This window comes from Ensifer adhaerens (assembly GCF_002007205.1).
Taxonomy (GTDB): domain Bacteria; phylum Pseudomonadota; class Alphaproteobacteria; order Rhizobiales; family Rhizobiaceae; genus Ensifer; species Ensifer adhaerens_D.
The window spans coordinates 28,260-42,835 of sequence record NZ_LAZS01000006.1 but is presented as its reverse complement, the minus strand read 5'-3'; the positions used below and the strand labels follow the sequence as shown (position 1 = coordinate 42,835).

The following is a 14,576-nucleotide window of genomic DNA, read 5'->3' as shown; positions in this document are numbered from 1 at the left end:
CAATTGCGAGATCTAAAGATAATAGCTAGGATTTTCAGGCATTCATTCCGGAGGGGAAGCAATGGACGGGCCGTCTCTGCATCTGGTGCAGGCCTTCGTCGCTGTGGTCAAGCACCAGAGCTTCGCAAAGGCGGCACTCGATCTCAACATGACGCCTTCCTCAGTCAGCCGGCTCGTCAAGGCACTGGAGCAACAGATCGGTGTTTTGTTGATCAACCGCACGACGCGGGCAATGTCCCTGACGGATGCGGGGAAGCGCTATTTCAGCGACTGCGCCGCGGCATTGGAGCAATTGCATCACGCGCAGCTACGGGCTCGCAATGAACAGGACCTGCCGACCGGTACGCTCAAGCTTAGCGTATCCGTCTCATTCGGCCGCAATCACGTCGTGCCATATCTGTCGGCGTTCCTGGCCGCTTACCCGCAACTGCGGCTCGACCTCCTCATGACCGACCGGTACGTCGACCTCGTCGCTGAGGGGGTCACGGTGGCAATCCGTATTGGCAACCTCCAGGACTCGGGCTTGATCGCGCGCAAACTTCTCGGCAACCGCCGAATTCTCGTGGCCTCGCCGGCCTATCTCGAAACACATGGTGATCCCGCGGAGATCGATGAACTCAAGCGGTACGAATGCGTCGTGTCGACGGCAAACCATGATGGTGAGGTCTGGCGCCTGTTCGGCCCGACCGGAGAACGGTCCTTTCGGCCGCGCGGGAGGATGCGTGCCGACAACGGAGACGCCGTCCATCAGCTCGCTGTCGATGGCCAAGGCATCGCCTTTCATTCTGAAGTGACCATGGCCGCATCGATCCGGAGCGGCAAATTGGTTCAGATACTCCCCCATTGGACGGGAAAGGAGACGGGCGTCTATTGTGTCTGTCCCTCCCGCCCCATGGGGCCGGCGGCCCGGGCATTGATTGATTTTCTGACCAGCCGTTGGAAGGACGCCGTGATATCGGACATGGTCGCCCACCCAGCGGAAGAAGACATGCCGTGAAGGGTTGCGCGTCTTGAACGCGCGATGCTCGGCAATGCCTGCGTCTCAGGCCGCCAGGCGAAGCTCCGCCTCGTTCTTGATGCGGCGGATCATCGAGCGCAGGCCGTTGGCGCGTTGGGTCGACAGGTGCTCGATCAGGCCGATCTTGCCGAAGGTGTCGATCGCATCGATCCGGGCGATATCGGAGGCATGCTTGCCGGAGTAGATGGCAAGCACGATCGCGACGAGCCCGCGCACGATATGGGCGTCGGACTCGCCTTCGAAGTTAAGGACGGGGTCCTCGGGATTGCCGGCCGCATTGGTGACGAGCCAGACCTGGCTCGCGCAGCCCTGAACCTTGTTTTCCTGGGTGCGCTTGGCTTCTGGCATCTCCGGCAGCACCTTGCCGAGCTCGATCACGTAGCGATAGCGATCCTCCCATTCCTCAAGGAAGGCGAAATCATCGATGATCTGGTCGAGCGTCGTCATGGGTCCGGTCCATTCGTCGGGAGATTATAAGCCCGCCGATCCCTGCGGCGAACAAAATCATCCCTGTTCCTGCCCTTTGCCTTCAGGCGTTCGGGCTTTCAGCCTTCATATAGGCGATGGCAGGGCCGTTGAGAACCGGCAAATGCGCGGGAGAGGCGGCGGCTTCCGTATCCCCTGGTCAGACCGAAATGCTTGTCGGGACGCTCAGGGAAGCGATTGCGCTTCCACCGGCCCCCTCGATGTTACCGGTGGCGGCCGAAAGCGTCTGGCCGGCGGCCCGCGCCTCATCGGCCTGACGCCCGGATCCCTTGGCGCGCAAATCCTGCTCCGCCTTACGCAGCAGTTGCTTCAGTTGTTCGGCAACGGATTTGAGTTCGGCCGCCACTTTCGCTGCGGGATCGGAATGGCCATCATCGGCGCCGAACTCGCGATAGGCGCGCTCGGCAAAGCTTGTCGGTCCCGAAGGGGGCTCAGCCTCGCTGTCAGCCGCGGGGGCATCGGTTTGCGCGCTGCCCGCATCCGCTTGCGCGCTGCCGGCGTTGGCAAGCACCGTAGCTGCGGCAGCCGCCGAGGCGGATGCGCCGCCGCTTGCAGCTCCCCCGCCACCGGCGCCCGCCAATTGCTGGGCGGCGGTGCCCAGCTGTTGGGCAAGCTGCTTGGCGAGCCTTGCAAGCGTTTCCGGATCCGACGCGAAGAACCGGAGCATGCGGAGCTGCTCCTTGATTTCGTCGAGCTTCTTCTTGGCTGCGGCAGCCCGGTTCGCGGCGCTTTCGTCGCCGGTGCCGAGAAGCAGGGCGGTCGAGGCCGGGCTCTTGCTGTCGCCTCCCATTGCATCGCCGCCGAGGGTGGCGCCGGATGCCGCCGGGCGCATCACGCCGGCGTTCGAGAAAAGCCCATAAATCTGCATCGTCCGCCTCCGCTTGGTGCGGCGGACCTAAGCAGCCAGGGCTTGCGTGTGGCTGTGTCGCCTGAAAATCAGCGGTTGCGTGCCAAAAAAGAAAACGCCGCGAGGGGATGGGATCCTCGCGGCGGCCGTAACAGGACGGCAAGTCAGGCAGTCAGTCAATCGGTATCTGTGGGGTGCCGGGCGCGATTACTGGATAACCACGGCCTTGGGATCGAGGCGCTTTTCCGGAACCGGCGTGCGCTTGAAGACGGGTTCGGAGTCGATGGTGCTGACCTCGGTAGCCGGAGCCGCCACATCGGCGGCCGGCGTGACCGTACCGGTCTTGACCTTGGCGTCCGGCATCGTGGCGTCGGTCTCGGCAAACTGGGTATCGAGGAACTCGTAGGCGATGCGGGCGCCTTCGCGGGCCCGGTGACCGAGGGCGACGAAGGTTTCTGCACCCTTCTCGCAGACATCCGGCTTCTGGATGCAGATGGCGCTGATGTATTGGAACGCCTCATTGGCGGCGAAGAAGGTGTCGCCGAGCTCTACCTTCGGGGCATGTTCGAGTTTCTGCGTGCTCGAAGGGTCGAGGAACGGCAGCAACACCAGCACCAGCGAAAACCAGAATGTCGCCTTGATGAGAAACCACATGTTCTGCCCATCCTTCGTTCGGCTGCCTCGGCCCGCCAGTCTTGTAGCCGGCTTTTGCACCTTCGGCATCCCGCAGCGCCGTGGTATCCCCTGATACCCGTTCACGCCACCTTCTAATCCTTGGAGCCCGCCAGCGTTCTCTTGATGCCCGGCCCCTTGTTGAAATCGACACTAGGGCGGGAATCACAAGACGGCTTTTCCAAAACGAGCGGCATTTACTTCAAATTTTAATGAAATGCCGGTGTCCGCCGATTTGCAGCGCCTTTGTGTCGCATTTTAGCTTTTGCCGTTAAGGTTCGTGGCAGAGCCGGATGCGGCAACCCCGAAAGCACCGGCGATCGCACCGCAAAAGCTGCGCCACAATCGTTAATACAGTGCAGAAAATGCACGGAAATCCGTTGCTTACGCCCCATTAACCACAAGAAATGAAGGTCGCCCGATTTGCCTCAAAACGGGATTTTTCGACCGTTTCGCACCGTTCCGGGACCGCCGCGTTTATTCTTTCATTAAGCCGGGGATGCGAGATTCCGACATGTCACGAGGCGGCTCTGAGTCCCGATCCCAAGGGTCGCGAAAACGATAGCGTCGGCCTCGCAAGAACAACAAATGTAGCAGGGTAAAGCGTGAGCGTATTGCGTAACATGGCTGGCAGATGGGCGTCCCGTGTGGACGAAGTCGCGGCCCTGTGGCTTCCCCGTCGTGAGGCGTCTTCGCCGGTTGACCACCGCAATGCGAAGCGGCTGCGCACGCTCGCGGCGGTTTCCTTGACGGCTCTGCCGGTGGTGCCGCTTGCCCTTTCGCTCGCCATGCCCGTATCCTCCGCGCTCCCGCTCGGCACGGCCCTTTGGGCCTCGGCCTCGCTGCTTGCAGCGGCAGGCGCGATTGCCCGTAGCCGGGCGCCGGAAGAGGTGGCCGCGGCAACGGATCCTGTCGTGCCGGACCTGTCTGCCGCCTATGACCTCTTCGCGGGCCTGGTGACCGTGCACGACTTGCGCGGCAATGTGCTTTCCGTCCATGGCCGCGACGCGGCCGAACATCTGACCCTGATGCGCGATCCAGCGGGCCGTGGTTTCATCGAGCAGATCCACATCTCCGATCGCATCACCTTCCTGAGCGCGATCGACATTCTTCGCCAGGGCGGCGACCGGGCGACGGTCGACATCCGCATCGAGCGGCGCACGCTGCCGATCGAAGGCGAACAGTTCGTCTATATGTCCTGTGAGCTGGCGCCGCTGCGCGACGACAATGGCCGGCTGGTCGCGATCCTCGCTCAGTCGCGTGATGTCTCGCAAGAAGCGGGCCTGCGCGCCGAAGCGGCGGCCAGAACCGCTGAAGCCGTATCGGCGAACGATGCCAAGACGCGGTTCCTTGCCGCCGTCAGCCACGAACTGCGCACGCCGCTCAATGCCATCCTCGGCTTTTCGGACGTGCTTGCCGGCGAATATTTCGGCAAGCTCGAAAACGATCGCCAGCGCGAATATGTCGGCCTGATCCACAAGTCCGGTGAGCACCTGCTATCCGTCGTCAATACCATGCTCGACATGAGCAAGATCGAGGCGGGTCGCTACGAGCTGATGCCCGAGCCCTTCGGTGTCGCCGAAGCGGTTTCCGCCTGCGAGGCGATGCTGTCGCACCAGGCAGCGGAAAAGGGCGTCAAGCTTGCAAGCCGCATCACCCGCGGTATCGGCGAGATTAACGCGGACCAGCGCGCCTTCCAGCAGATCCTCATCAATCTGGTCGGCAATGCCGTCAAGTTCACCGATCCGGGCGGCGTCGTCACGATCGACGCGGAAGCCGACGGCGCGATGCTGAAGCTTTCCGTCAGCGATACCGGCATCGGCATCGCAGCCGACAAGCTGGCGTTGCTTGGTCAACCTTTTGTCCAGATCCAGAACGACTATACCCGCCGTTACGAAGGCACCGGCCTCGGCCTATCGCTGGTCAAGGGCCTGGTTGCTCTGCACGGCGGAGAGCTTTCCATCCGCAGCCGCGAAGGCGAGGGCACCGTTATCGTCGTCACGCTGCCGCGTGATGGCTCCGGTATCGCCTGTGCGGAGCATGAAGAAGCGCGTGCGCCAGTGACGGTGGAATTTCCGCCGCGCCTGAAGGATTGTGATGTCGCCCCGGCCGCCGAAGGGGGGCGGTTCGAGGGGAAGGGTTTGAACGAGGAACGGGGATATGGCACCGCGCAAGCGAAAACAGCCTGACCGGAAGAAGGCCGCGCGGCAAACGCCCGGCCTGGCCGTGCGCGGGCTGGTCCTTGCCGGACGGGGTGCCGGGCTTGCCGGTCGCCTGATGGCGCGCCATCCGCTGGTATCGGGTGGCTCGGCCGCCTTCCTCGTCGTGTTCTCCTTCGTTGCGGCCAATGCGATGTGGTATCAGCACGGTACGCATCCGTCGCCGCTGTTGCGCACCCGCGTCCCGCTCGTCAGTGCCGAAACGGCTCAGCGAATCGCCATCGCCAAGGGCGAGGAGATCGAGCCGCGAAAGGTGACCACCTTCGTCATCGAACGCGAGGGTGAGGCAAAGGCGGAAAACGTCGAGGACGTGATCGCGACCGCGGACCTGTCGTCGGAAAAGCCTTCGCCCGAGCGGGTCGCGAGCGTGCCGAATCCGGCGCAGTCGAGGCTTGTCTCCGAGATCCAGAAGGAATTGGGTCGGATCGGCCTTTATGACGGCACGCCGGACGGACGGAGCGGTCCGCGCACGGCCGCGGCGATCCTCAGGTTCGAGGAGCGGGCGGGTCGCACGGGAACCGGCGCGGCGAGCGTCGAACTTTTGCAGGCCCTGAAGGCCGCGCCGGCTGGAAAGGCCGCCGCGGTTCCGGCTGGACGGCCGCTTTCGGAAACGAAGGGCGGGGGCGTGGAGATCGATCCGGTCGCTGCAGCCATCCGGTCGGCCGAGAAGGAAAGCACCTTCGTTCCGCGCGCAGAAATTCCGGTGTCGAGCGAACTGGTGTTGAACATCCAGAAGGGGCTCAGCAATCTCGCCTATGCGGACGTCACGGTCGACGGCGTTGCCGGAGAGCAGACGCGCGCAGCGATCCGCCACTTTGAGAAACACTACCGCCTGCCGCAAACCGGCGAACCCAATGCCCAGGTGCTGAAAAAGCTCAAGGAAATCGGCGCGCTCTGACGGCTCTGTTGCGCCCGCGGTGGCTTGAGCGGATTTGCCTCCTTCGCCCCGCGCGTGTATCAGCCTCTCATGCGCCTGAAATCCCATATCTTCGTCTCGTCCCTCCTGCGCCGCGCGTTTTCGCTCGGCGGCTATGCGGCGGTGTTGCGCAAGGGCGCGGAGGAGGCCGGTGCGATCTTCATCCGCCAGCGGACGCGCATGGGCACCGAGACGCTCTTTGCTCCGGCGCCGCAGAATTTCTTTGCCGACGAAGTCGATCTTGGCCGCAAGTTCGAAGTGCGGCTGCGCGACAGCGATGCCGACGAGGTCGATGCGGCGCTTGCAAGCGAGATCCGCTTCGATCCGGACTGCTGGATCGTGGAGATCGAACTGGACGACCGTGGCGATCTGTTCGAGGTCGTTCCCGAAGATGGCGCAGGCCGGTCCTGATACCGTCTTGCCGATTGCGCCGGCCTGCTTGACTCTCCACTTGGTGGAGGCCGTAGGACGCGTTTATGGACGATCAAGTCTTTTCGATAGGCGAACTTTCGAAGCTGAGCGGCATACCGGTCAGGCGGCTTCGGTTTTACTCGGACAAGGGGTTGCTGCCCCCCTCGACGCGGACGGAGAGCGGCTACCGCATGTATTCCGGAGCCGACCTGGCTCGGTTGGACCTCGTTCTTGCCCTGCGTGAAGCGGGCGTCAGCCTCACGGAAATCCGAAAGATCCTGGCCAACCGAAGCTCGTTCGCTGATGTTCTGGCCTTGCGGCTTCGAACGCTCGAAACGGAAATCCGGTCAAAGCGCCGGATCGCCACGGCCTTGCGGATGGCTTTGAAACTCCATGAACCCTCCCCAATGGATCTCAGGAGATTATGGAACGTGACCAAGCTTTCAAAGACGGAATTTCGTACCGCGCTCGAGCGCTTCTACGACGATGTCGCCGGCGACGCGCCCATGGATGCGGCGTGGAAGAAGAAAATGATGGATGCCGGTACGCCGGACCTGCCGGAAGACCCGACAGCCGAACAGATCGACGCCTGGGCGGAACTGATGGATATGTTGTCCGACAAGGCCTATGCCGCCGAAATGCGCGCCCACATGTCCGATCTGTGGACGCAGGAGTTCGATCCTGCTGCCTACGCTCAAGCCGCCGAAGCCACCTTTGCGCGGGTGAGGGTGGCCATCGACAATGGCCTTGGCCCTCAGTCAGCCGTCGGTCGGGAGATCGCCGCCGACTGGCTGGAGCGGTCGGCAAAGGCGATGAAGCGGGCTCCGGACCAGGATTTTCTGGACTGGCAGCTTGAGCAATACCGCAAGCACCACGCCCGCTCGGCTCGATACCAGGAGTTGATGGCCGTGTTGCAGGGACAGGCGCCCCAGGCTCCGACCGGTCGTGAATGGAACTGGATCATCGACGCGATGAAGCAGCTTTTCTAGGAGAGGAGCAGTCGTCAACTCGTCCGACGGTTGAGGCATGCTTCCAGCATGGGAGCATGCCGCCTGGTGGCCAGATTGGAGACGAAAAATCGTTGCAGTGGCCCGGCGGGTGACTAGAGCATGTCGCGCAAAAGTGTGCAGCGGTTTTGCGATAACGACATGCGACAAATCAATAACTTAAAGCGCTCGGAGCGAATCTGAAAGGTCGCGACGCGCTTTAGCCGCGGCGGCGGCCGAAAAGCCGCTGCGGCTGCGCATGGGCCACGGCTGCGGCAACCTTGCGCGCGCCGACGTGCCGTGTGTCGTTGGCGGTATTGTCGGCAAAATAGGTTTCGTGTCTTGCCGCGGGCGCCTCTTCTTCGGCCTCCGTCGCAAGCCACGCCTCGAGCTGTTCGCGGCAGGCGGTGCGGCTCATGGCGCCGATCAAGGCTGCGGCATGGCTGGTTTCGCCAAAGGTTTCGCGAAGATGCGGATAGAGGGCCTGAAGCACGAAACCGGCATCGGCCGCCTCGACATCGAGCGCGACCAGGCTTGTTGCCAGCAACTGCCCGGAAATATCGAGCAGGATGCGCTCGACCTGCGCATCCTTGGTGCCGAGCGCCTGGCTAAGGACACGCGAAAACAGGATGATCTCGCCGCTGCGGGCAAAGCGCACAAGCAGTGCGGCATGGACGTCGGTCATCGTCGTGGACGACGGCGTCTGTGGAACATTATGGGGACGGGCGCCCGCCAGCGCCTTGATCTCGCGGCGAAGCGTTTCTTCGCGCGCCGTGCGCAACGAGGCGGCTTCAGCCTCCACGCTGACCTGCCCTGCCGCTGCGGGTTTTGCGGCATTGCTGCGGGCCGCCAGCCCCGGCGGGTTGTGATGCTCGACGAGGGCGTCGACGACGAGAGGGGAGAGGTTCGGACGGCGGGCGATGGCCGCGGCATGTTCCGGCCCGCGCTCACGGATGATCGTGATCAGCGTCCGGTCGGCGATCGCCTTCGAACGGGTGAGAAAAATCGCGGCGATCGCGATCGGCATGCTGCCGATCAGCGCTGCGACCGTCTCGGGAACCTGCTGGCATTGCGAAAGGGCGGCCGCCGCCTGCCGGCGCGCTTCGTTGCTGGAACCGAGGAACAACGGCTCGAACAGCTCTGCAAACTGCTTCATGTCGGACTTGCGGGGAAAACGCAGGCTTTCGAAACCGGTGACGGTCGCCATCAGGACGACGTCCTTCAAGCGGCCGGTCTGTGGCCTTTCCAACTCACGAAAGCGATCCGTCACGATAATTCCCTGCACGCAAAACATGATCGCCATTGCCGGCGATCCGGAACGGCACACGTCGCAAAAATTAGAAGAAAAGCGTTAGCGCACTGTTAACTATGGATGTTGGAGCTTTATTCAGGCTTGCGGCACACCAGGGCCGGTGGCGCGCCGGCAGATCGCCCGCCGGGTGCGGCAAATGTCGGGGACATCCGCAGCATTAGCCATAAAAAATCCACATGCTGTCATGAGTTATCGCGACGACGGTGAAGGGCCCGGACGCCCGCCGACGTTTGGGGCCGTGTGAAGAGGGGCCTCTCCATGGGAGATATGGAACTGTGAAGAAATTTATTCTGCGCGCGGCGGCGGTCTGCGCGCTCCTTTTGGCCCCGGCAATTGCCCAGGCTGCCGAAGGTTTTGCCACCGCGAACGTCAACATGCGCTCCGGTCCGAGCACGCGCTATCCGGCGGTTTCAATGATCCCGGCGGGCGAATCAGTCGAAATCCATGGCTGCCTTGCCGATCTGCCGTGGTGCGACGTGTCGTTCTATGGTGGGCGCGGCTGGGTTGCCGGACGTTATGTCCAGGCCGACTATCGCCGCAATCGCGTCTATGTCGAGCCGCGCTACTATCGCCCGCTTGGAATTCCGACTGTTGTCTTCCAGTTCGACAACTATTGGGACCGCAACTACCGCGGCCGCGATTTCTATCGTGAGCGCGATCGCTGGCGCCGCGGACCGGATTGGGTCGACGACCGGCGAGATCGTCGCGATTGGGAGCGGCAGCGCGAACGCGAGCGCCGCGACTGGGAACGCGAACGGCGTAGCGATCTACGCGACTGGGAACGCCGCCAGCGCGAAGAGGAAAAGTGGCGCGACGACGAATGGCGCCGTCAGCGGACGGAGCGTGAGGATCGGCGCGATTGGGAGCGCCGCAGCGACGGAGTTCGTGTCCGGCAGGACGACGGCACCGTCTATGAACGGGCCCGTCCGGCTCCGATGGTTCGCTGCCAGTTCGACGATCCTTACTGCGAGAACTGAGCTGAGCGCCGCGTATTGCGCGGCCCTGTCTGACAGAAAGAACGGGCGGCCCTGGTCGCCCGTTTTGCGTTTCGCAAACCCGCTTTCGACAGCTGCGGGCGGAACCAAACGCCGGCCGACGCGTTGAGCCCGCGCAGACAAGGGAGCGTTGCAATGGTCGAAAAGAAACTGCAGGCAGTGGAGAAGGTTGCCGTGAGTGAAGCGGAATCAGGCGCCCGCGCCGAGGTCGATGCACAGATCGCCGAGCTGCGTGCGGAAATCGCCCGGCTGACGGAAGCGGTCTCTGGGATCGGAACGAGCACGAAGGCGGTTGTGCAGGGAGAAGCAGATCTCCTGGCCGAACGCGTGCGCGAGCGCGTCCGCGAAGAACCGCTGTCGACCCTGGTCGCCGTTGCGGGGGTGTCCTTCCTGTTCGGCCTGATGTCCCGACGCTAGCGGCCGAAGCTGGGCTTGGCCCGGATCGCCGCTGTTACCTCGGATACATCGCCGGGACTGGTCGGGAGACATACTGAACGCAGGTTGGGGTTGCAGGCATGTATTAGTAATCTGTTAACCAACCTATGGCTCAATCGGAGTGGACCCGGTATGATCGGGCCGCGTCGTGAACCAGAACAGCAACATCCGGGCGACCGGAAGAAGGAGCAAACGAGAAAGGCGCGCCTGTCCAGGGAAGATCTGGGAAAATGCGCTGGCCCGAGAACGGGCAGGGTGAAATCTGTACGGTAGTTCATCCGTCTCAAGACTTTGTGGAGACGAGCATGGCAGACGTGATCAGAATTCAGGACCGCAAGGTTCGCATACCGCCGCACCGGCCTCCGGCCATATCGGGCGGAGCGAAAGTGCTGCTGTTCACCGGTATCCGCTACGAGCGCCTCGATCGCGACCCGCAGCCGACCGCGCCGGACGGACGCCGCATCAAGAAGCAGTGAGCCGCGGCACTCCTGCGCAACAGGCGACCGGAACGGTCGCTCTCAAGTCACAGTCCATGCCCGGCACTTCGGGCTTATCCCCATGCACTGCTGCGCTCGACGCGCCATCCTTGCGCTGGTGCACTAGCGCTGCCACGGCTGCCCGAAGACCGCGCGGCTGGCCTAGCGTCGGAACGGTTCGCAGGCTGATTCCGCAAGGAAGTTCCGGACCTGCTCCTCGAAACTGTCGACGGGCGCCATCGCTCTCAGCACGGCAAAACCATCCTGTTCCTTCATCTCGATCATGATCGATTGTGCGAGCGCCTGTGGCGGAGACTTCCGCAGCTCGACCAACTGGATCGGCGTGGCGACGACGAGGTCGAGCTTGCCGTTGACCGCCGTGTGGTCGTTCATGCTGAAGACCTCATTGGAATTGCCGTCGAAAACGGCGAGCGACCAGAACGGCACGTTGCCGCTGGCAAGAAAGCGCGCCGGTCCGTCCGCGATCGAGAAGCTGCAGACCGCGGTCCTCAGGTATGGATCGTCATTGGCAAGGCCCGTCGAGCCCGGCGTGCTGGTCAGCGCAAAGAAACTGTCCATCTCCAGGAGCCCGAGGACACGGGTATAGGCGTCGCGGCCGGTGAACTGCGGCAGCGCCAGCACGATGATGATGTGCAGCAGGGCGGCGCCGACGAGGCCGAGGATTGTCGCGAAGAGAACGCTACGCATCGCCGCAACCCGTCCTGGTGATAATTGGCATGGCGAGGTCGATCAGGCCGGAGGAGCCCGCCGTCGGCGTATCGAGCAGCGTCAGCACCAGCCGGAACGTGCCCGAGTGGCGCACGGCGAGCCAATTGTCGGGTTGCGCGTTCGGCGACACATGGACCGTGAAGTTGCTGTTTTCGCTGCGCAGAACGGTCCAGGAATTGAGCGCGGAGGGGAGGTCGGAGCCGGGCCGCAGCGGCAGGCCCTCGGCATTCGCGGCATAGAGCGTCCAGAAGCGCGCCTGCGGCGTCAGCCCCGCGACCTCATAGGAGCAGGCCGCCTGGAGCTTCTCACCCTTGCTGTCCACCTGGGCGCTGAACATCAGCCCCTCGGCGCCGCCATAGAGCAGCTCTCCGGCCCGCGCCCGGTGGGCTTTCGCATAGGGATCGGCGTTGGCCGTCTGCGCCTCGGGAAAGGCGACCCAGGGGCCGATCGCGATCGCACCGAAGCCGACGGTCGCTTTCAGCGCCCATACCGCCGAGGCGATGCCGCCGCCGAAGGCGATGGCAAGGGTCAGGGCGACGAGGAAGGGGATTCGAAACAAGGGCTACTCTACCGGATATGGTCCGGCGGCGCGGCGCCGTCGGGTTGTCCCACTATGTCGCCGAAATCCGCGTCCGGCGCAACGGCGACTGCGTTGTCGGCCTTGAACCGGACACCGCGACGGTTATACGCCAGAGGAGCGAGCACGCCGGAAACGTCAGTTGCGGGCGGCATCGACATTCGCCTGTCCGGAACGCGGTTCTTCAGCCGCGCCGAGAGCCGCAAGTCTGCCGCCGACCTTCTCGGGAGCCTTCAGCGCCGGCGCCTTTTCAAAGGTCTCGCCAATGCTTCGCAACAGCCGGGTGACGTCGGTCGAGAGCGAGCGCGGCCGCACCAGCGGCGGCAGGGCGTTCTCGTCCGGCTTCGCTGTCGCGACCTGCGGCGGTTGTTTTGCCGGCGCCGTCGGTGCGGTGATCCCCGGGATCGCCCGGTGTTCGATGCCCTGCTCGGCATAGTCCATCAGCCGCTTGAAGGTCATCGCCGGCAGCGAGCCGCCGGTCATGTTGTTGGTCGAGGTGTAGTCGTCGTTGCCGAACCAGACGGCGGTCGTATAGTCGCCGGTGAAGCCGACGAACCAGGCGTCGCGATAGGCCTGCGTCGTGCCGGTCTTGCCGCCGACGACGATGCCGTTGTCGAGGGCGGCCTTGCGCGCCGTGCCGATGATCGGGATCTGCGTCAGCATGGAATTCATCGACGCATTGGCGGTTTCGGAGAGAATACGCCGGGCCGGCGGTTCGTCGCGTCCGAAGTCGTAGAGAATATCGCCATCATAGTTGAGGACCTGGCTGATCCCGTGGCGGCGGGACTGTACGCCGCCGGCCGGGAAGACCGCGTACGCCGTCGCCTGGTCGAGCACGGTCACCTCCGACGTGCCAAGCGGCATAGTCTTGTCGGCGCGAAGAGGCGTCTCGATGCCCATGTCCCTGGCTGTCTGGACGATCAGGTCCGTGCCGAGCTTGTCCTTGGCGAGGCGCACGGGAATAGTGTTGATCGACTTGGCGATGGCCGTCAGGATGGTGACGCGGCCGGCATAGCTGCGGCCATAGTTTTGCGGCGACCAGCCGCGCCAGGTGATGGGGGCGTCGACGACGACCGTTTCCGGCGTCATGCCTTTCTCCATCGCTGCCGCGTAGGTATAGACCTTGAAGGAGGAGCCCGGTTGCCGCAGCGCGCGCGTCGCGCGGTTGAACTGGCTCTCGCCATAATCGCGACCGCCGACCATGGCCCGCACGGCGCCGCCATTCTCGAGCATGACCAGTGCGCCCTGCTTGACGTGGAAGCTTTCGCCATATTGACGCAGGCTCGATTCCACCGAGTCCTCGGCAGCGTGCTGCAGGCCCATGTCGATCGTGGTGCGCACGATCAGCGAATGCTGCGCGAAGGGGCGGGCGATGCGCTGGACTTCGTCGAAGGCCCAGTCGAGGAAGAAGTCGGGCGCCTTCACCTGGGCGCGGTCGATGACGGTCGCAGGGTTGAGGCGCGCGGCGATCACCTGGCCCTCGGTCATCAGTCCGCCCTGGACGAGGTTGGTCAGAACCTCGTTTGCGCGACCGCGTGCGGCCGGCAGGTTGACGTGCGGCGCGTAGCGGGCGGGCGCCTTGAAGAGACCGGCCAGCATGGCCGATTCCGCAAGGCTCACATCGGTGATCGACTTGCCGAAATAGAACTGTGCCGCCGCTGCCGCGCCGAAGGTGCCGCCGCCCATATAGGCGCGGTCGAGATAGAGCCGGAGAATTTCCTTCTTCGACAGGTTGCATTCGAGCCAGACGGCCAGGAAGGCTTCCTTGATCTTGCGCTCGATCGTGCGCTCGTTCGACAAAAAGAGGTTCTTGGCGAGTTGCTGCGTCAGGGTCGAACCGCCCTGGACGACGCCGCCGGCGCGGGCGTTTTCCGTCATCGCGCGGGCAAGGCCCAGGAAGTCGATGCCCCAATGGTCGAAGAAGCGCCGGTCTTCGGTCGCCAGCACCGCCTTGATCAGGTGATCCGGCAACTCGTCGATCGGCACGGAATCCTCGTGGATGATGCCGCGATGGCCGATTTCGTTGCCGTAGCGATCAAGGAAGGTGACGGCGAAATCGCTCTGGGCGCGCCAGTTGCCCTTGGTTTCCTCAAAGGCGGGAAGCGCCAGCGCCAGCATCAGCACCGAACCGACGGTGCCCCAGTTCATGCCTTCGCCCAGCACCTCGAAGACGGCTTTTTTCCAGCCGCTAACACGGAAACGACGAAAGAAGATGGTGGTGTCTTCCCACCACTGCCCCAGCTTGAAGCCGGCATTCCAGACCGTGGAATCGATCCAGGAATCGACTCTCAGAAAGATGTGCCGCTTCTTCGGCCGATTATCGTCTTTCCTCGGTTCCCGCACGGTCTCAACGTCCTGAAAGCTCTACGGCATCATGCCGGCGCCATGTAATATTTGCACGGCGTCAAATTCCAATCTACTTGCATATCGCGCCGCCGGCCTTAAAAAACCGGCAATTTTCTGCGAAATTTCTGTATCGCGAGCGATTTGACGAAAG

The 14,576-nt window shown here is 63.4% G+C and carries 16 protein-coding genes and 1 pseudogene; 9 read left to right on the top strand and 8 right to left on the bottom strand.

Annotated elements, in window-relative coordinates:
- Positions 1–61 precede the first annotated feature (61 nt).
- Positions 62–997: a LysR family transcriptional regulator gene (locus XB14_RS12840; RefSeq protein ID WP_077962014.1), complete on the top strand. Its 936-nt coding sequence runs from the start codon at positions 62–64 to the stop codon at positions 995–997.
- A 45-nt stretch (positions 998–1,042) separates the two neighbouring features.
- Here the strand turns inward: XB14_RS12840 and XB14_RS12835 are convergent, their stop codons facing one another.
- The 3 genes from XB14_RS12835 to XB14_RS12825 all read right to left on the bottom strand — a co-directional run bounded on the left by XB14_RS12835 (position 1,043) and on the right by XB14_RS12825 (position 3,005).
- A complete protein-coding gene (locus tag XB14_RS12835; protein WP_077962013.1) occupies positions 1,043–1,465 on the bottom strand; it encodes a SufE family protein in 423 nt (140 codons plus the stop codon).
- Between the two features lie 178 nt (positions 1,466–1,643).
- Positions 1,644–2,372 carry a hypothetical protein gene (locus XB14_RS12830; protein ID WP_077962012.1) on the bottom strand — a complete coding sequence of 243 codons (729 nt, stop codon included), beginning with the start codon at positions 2,370–2,372 and terminating at the stop codon, positions 1,644–1,646.
- Positions 2,373–2,558: 186 nt separating this feature from the next.
- Positions 2,559–3,005, bottom strand: coding sequence for a DUF5330 domain-containing protein (locus tag XB14_RS12825; RefSeq protein ID WP_077962011.1), 447 nt, complete (start codon positions 3,003–3,005; stop codon positions 2,559–2,561).
- A gap of 641 nt (positions 3,006–3,646) precedes the next feature.
- On the opposite strand from XB14_RS12825, the gene XB14_RS12820 reads away from it, so the two are divergent.
- The 5 genes and pseudogenes from XB14_RS12820 to XB14_RS33555 all read left to right on the top strand — a co-directional run bounded on the left by XB14_RS12820 (position 3,647) and on the right by XB14_RS33555 (position 7,558).
- Positions 3,647–5,212 carry a sensor histidine kinase gene (locus tag XB14_RS12820; protein WP_077962010.1) on the top strand — a complete coding sequence of 522 codons (1,566 nt, stop codon included), beginning with the start codon at positions 3,647–3,649 and terminating at the stop codon, positions 5,210–5,212.
- On the top strand, positions 5,184–6,140 hold the full coding sequence (locus XB14_RS12815) for a peptidoglycan-binding protein (protein WP_077962009.1): 957 nt from the start codon (positions 5,184–5,186) through the stop codon (positions 6,138–6,140). The genes XB14_RS12820 and XB14_RS12815 overlap by 29 nt, the downstream gene beginning before the upstream one ends.
- A gap of 69 nt (positions 6,141–6,209) precedes the next feature.
- The gene (locus XB14_RS12810) at positions 6,210–6,569 is read left to right on the top strand and encodes a DUF1491 family protein (RefSeq protein ID WP_077962008.1); all 360 of its coding nucleotides are present in this window, start codon (positions 6,210–6,212) and stop codon (positions 6,567–6,569) included.
- 65 nt (positions 6,570–6,634) lie between these two features.
- Positions 6,635–6,841: pseudogene (locus XB14_RS33560) on the top strand (MerR family transcriptional regulator); the annotation flags it as partial.
- Between the two features lie 159 nt (positions 6,842–7,000).
- Positions 7,001–7,558: a hypothetical protein gene (locus tag XB14_RS33555; protein ID WP_234804072.1), complete on the top strand. Its 558-nt coding sequence runs from the start codon at positions 7,001–7,003 to the stop codon at positions 7,556–7,558.
- A 217-nt stretch (positions 7,559–7,775) separates the two neighbouring features.
- On the opposite strand, the gene XB14_RS12800 is transcribed toward XB14_RS33555, so the two are convergent.
- Positions 7,776–8,849 (bottom strand): DUF2336 domain-containing protein, encoded by a 1,074-nt coding sequence (locus XB14_RS12800; protein WP_077962900.1) that lies wholly within the window; start codon positions 8,847–8,849, stop codon positions 7,776–7,778.
- 293 nt (positions 8,850–9,142) lie between these two features.
- Between XB14_RS12800 and XB14_RS12795 the strand changes: the two genes are divergently transcribed.
- The 3 genes from XB14_RS12795 (at position 9,143) to XB14_RS33220 (ending at position 10,773) form a co-directional block, all read left to right on the top strand.
- Entirely contained in the window at positions 9,143–9,844 is a 702-nt protein-coding gene (locus tag XB14_RS12795; protein ID WP_077962006.1) for an SH3 domain-containing protein, read from the top strand.
- A gap of 153 nt (positions 9,845–9,997) precedes the next feature.
- On the top strand, positions 9,998–10,279 hold the full coding sequence (locus tag XB14_RS12790) for a hypothetical protein (RefSeq protein WP_077962005.1): 282 nt from the start codon (positions 9,998–10,000) through the stop codon (positions 10,277–10,279).
- Positions 10,280–10,602: 323 nt separating this feature from the next.
- Complete coding sequence (locus XB14_RS33220) at positions 10,603–10,773, top strand: hypothetical protein (RefSeq protein WP_164475067.1); 171 nt, start codon at positions 10,603–10,605, stop codon at positions 10,771–10,773.
- Between the two features lie 162 nt (positions 10,774–10,935).
- On the opposite strand, the gene XB14_RS12780 is transcribed toward XB14_RS33220, so the two are convergent.
- From XB14_RS12780 to XB14_RS12770, 4 genes are read right to left on the bottom strand one after another with little or no spacing between them, the layout of a single operon-like run.
- The gene (locus XB14_RS12780; protein ID WP_077962003.1) at positions 10,936–11,481 is read right to left on the bottom strand and encodes a DUF1254 domain-containing protein; all 546 of its coding nucleotides are present in this window, start codon (positions 11,479–11,481) and stop codon (positions 10,936–10,938) included.
- Positions 11,474–12,061 (bottom strand): DUF1214 domain-containing protein, encoded by a 588-nt coding sequence (locus XB14_RS12775; protein WP_077962002.1) that lies wholly within the window; start codon positions 12,059–12,061, stop codon positions 11,474–11,476. Before XB14_RS12775 ends, XB14_RS12780 begins: the two co-directional genes overlap by 8 nt.
- Positions 12,062–12,069: 8 nt before the next feature.
- Entirely contained in the window at positions 12,070–12,234 is a 165-nt protein-coding gene (locus XB14_RS33215) for a hypothetical protein (protein WP_179119580.1), read from the bottom strand.
- A complete protein-coding gene (locus tag XB14_RS12770) occupies positions 12,218–14,422 on the bottom strand; it encodes a transglycosylase domain-containing protein (RefSeq protein WP_077962001.1) in 2,205 nt (734 codons plus the stop codon). Before XB14_RS12770 ends, XB14_RS33215 begins: the two co-directional genes overlap by 17 nt.
- Positions 14,423–14,576 lie beyond the last annotated feature (154 nt).

Bases quoted from the DNA above. Each gene is read 5' to 3' on its own strand.
- XB14_RS12825 (WP_077962011.1), bottom strand. From the start codon at position 3,005: ATGTGGTTTCTCATCAAGGCGACATTCTGGTTTTCGCTGGTGCTGGTG.
- XB14_RS12830 (WP_077962012.1), bottom strand. From the start codon at position 2,372: ATGCAGATTTATGGGCTTTTCTCGAACGCCGGCGTGATGCGCCCGGCG.
- XB14_RS33215 (WP_179119580.1), bottom strand. From the start codon at position 12,234: ATGCCGCCCGCAACTGACGTTTCCGGCGTGCTCGCTCCTCTGGCGTAT.
- XB14_RS12840 (WP_077962014.1), top strand. From the start codon at position 62: ATGGACGGGCCGTCTCTGCATCTGGTGCAGGCCTTCGTCGCTGTGGTC.
- XB14_RS12800 (WP_077962900.1), bottom strand. From the start codon at position 8,849: ATGTTTTGCGTGCAGGGAATTATCGTGACGGATCGCTTTCGTGAGTTG.
- XB14_RS33220 (WP_164475067.1), top strand. From the start codon at position 10,603: ATGGCAGACGTGATCAGAATTCAGGACCGCAAGGTTCGCATACCGCCG.
- XB14_RS12810 (WP_077962008.1), top strand. From the start codon at position 6,210: ATGCGCCTGAAATCCCATATCTTCGTCTCGTCCCTCCTGCGCCGCGCG.
- XB14_RS12780 (WP_077962003.1), bottom strand. From the start codon at position 11,481: ATGCGTAGCGTTCTCTTCGCGACAATCCTCGGCCTCGTCGGCGCCGCC.
- XB14_RS12820 (WP_077962010.1), top strand. From the start codon at position 3,647: ATGGCTGGCAGATGGGCGTCCCGTGTGGACGAAGTCGCGGCCCTGTGG.
- XB14_RS12835 (WP_077962013.1), bottom strand. From the start codon at position 1,465: ATGACGACGCTCGACCAGATCATCGATGATTTCGCCTTCCTTGAGGAA.
- XB14_RS12790 (WP_077962005.1), top strand. From the start codon at position 9,998: ATGGTCGAAAAGAAACTGCAGGCAGTGGAGAAGGTTGCCGTGAGTGAA.
- XB14_RS12815 (WP_077962009.1), top strand. From the start codon at position 5,184: ATGGCACCGCGCAAGCGAAAACAGCCTGACCGGAAGAAGGCCGCGCGG.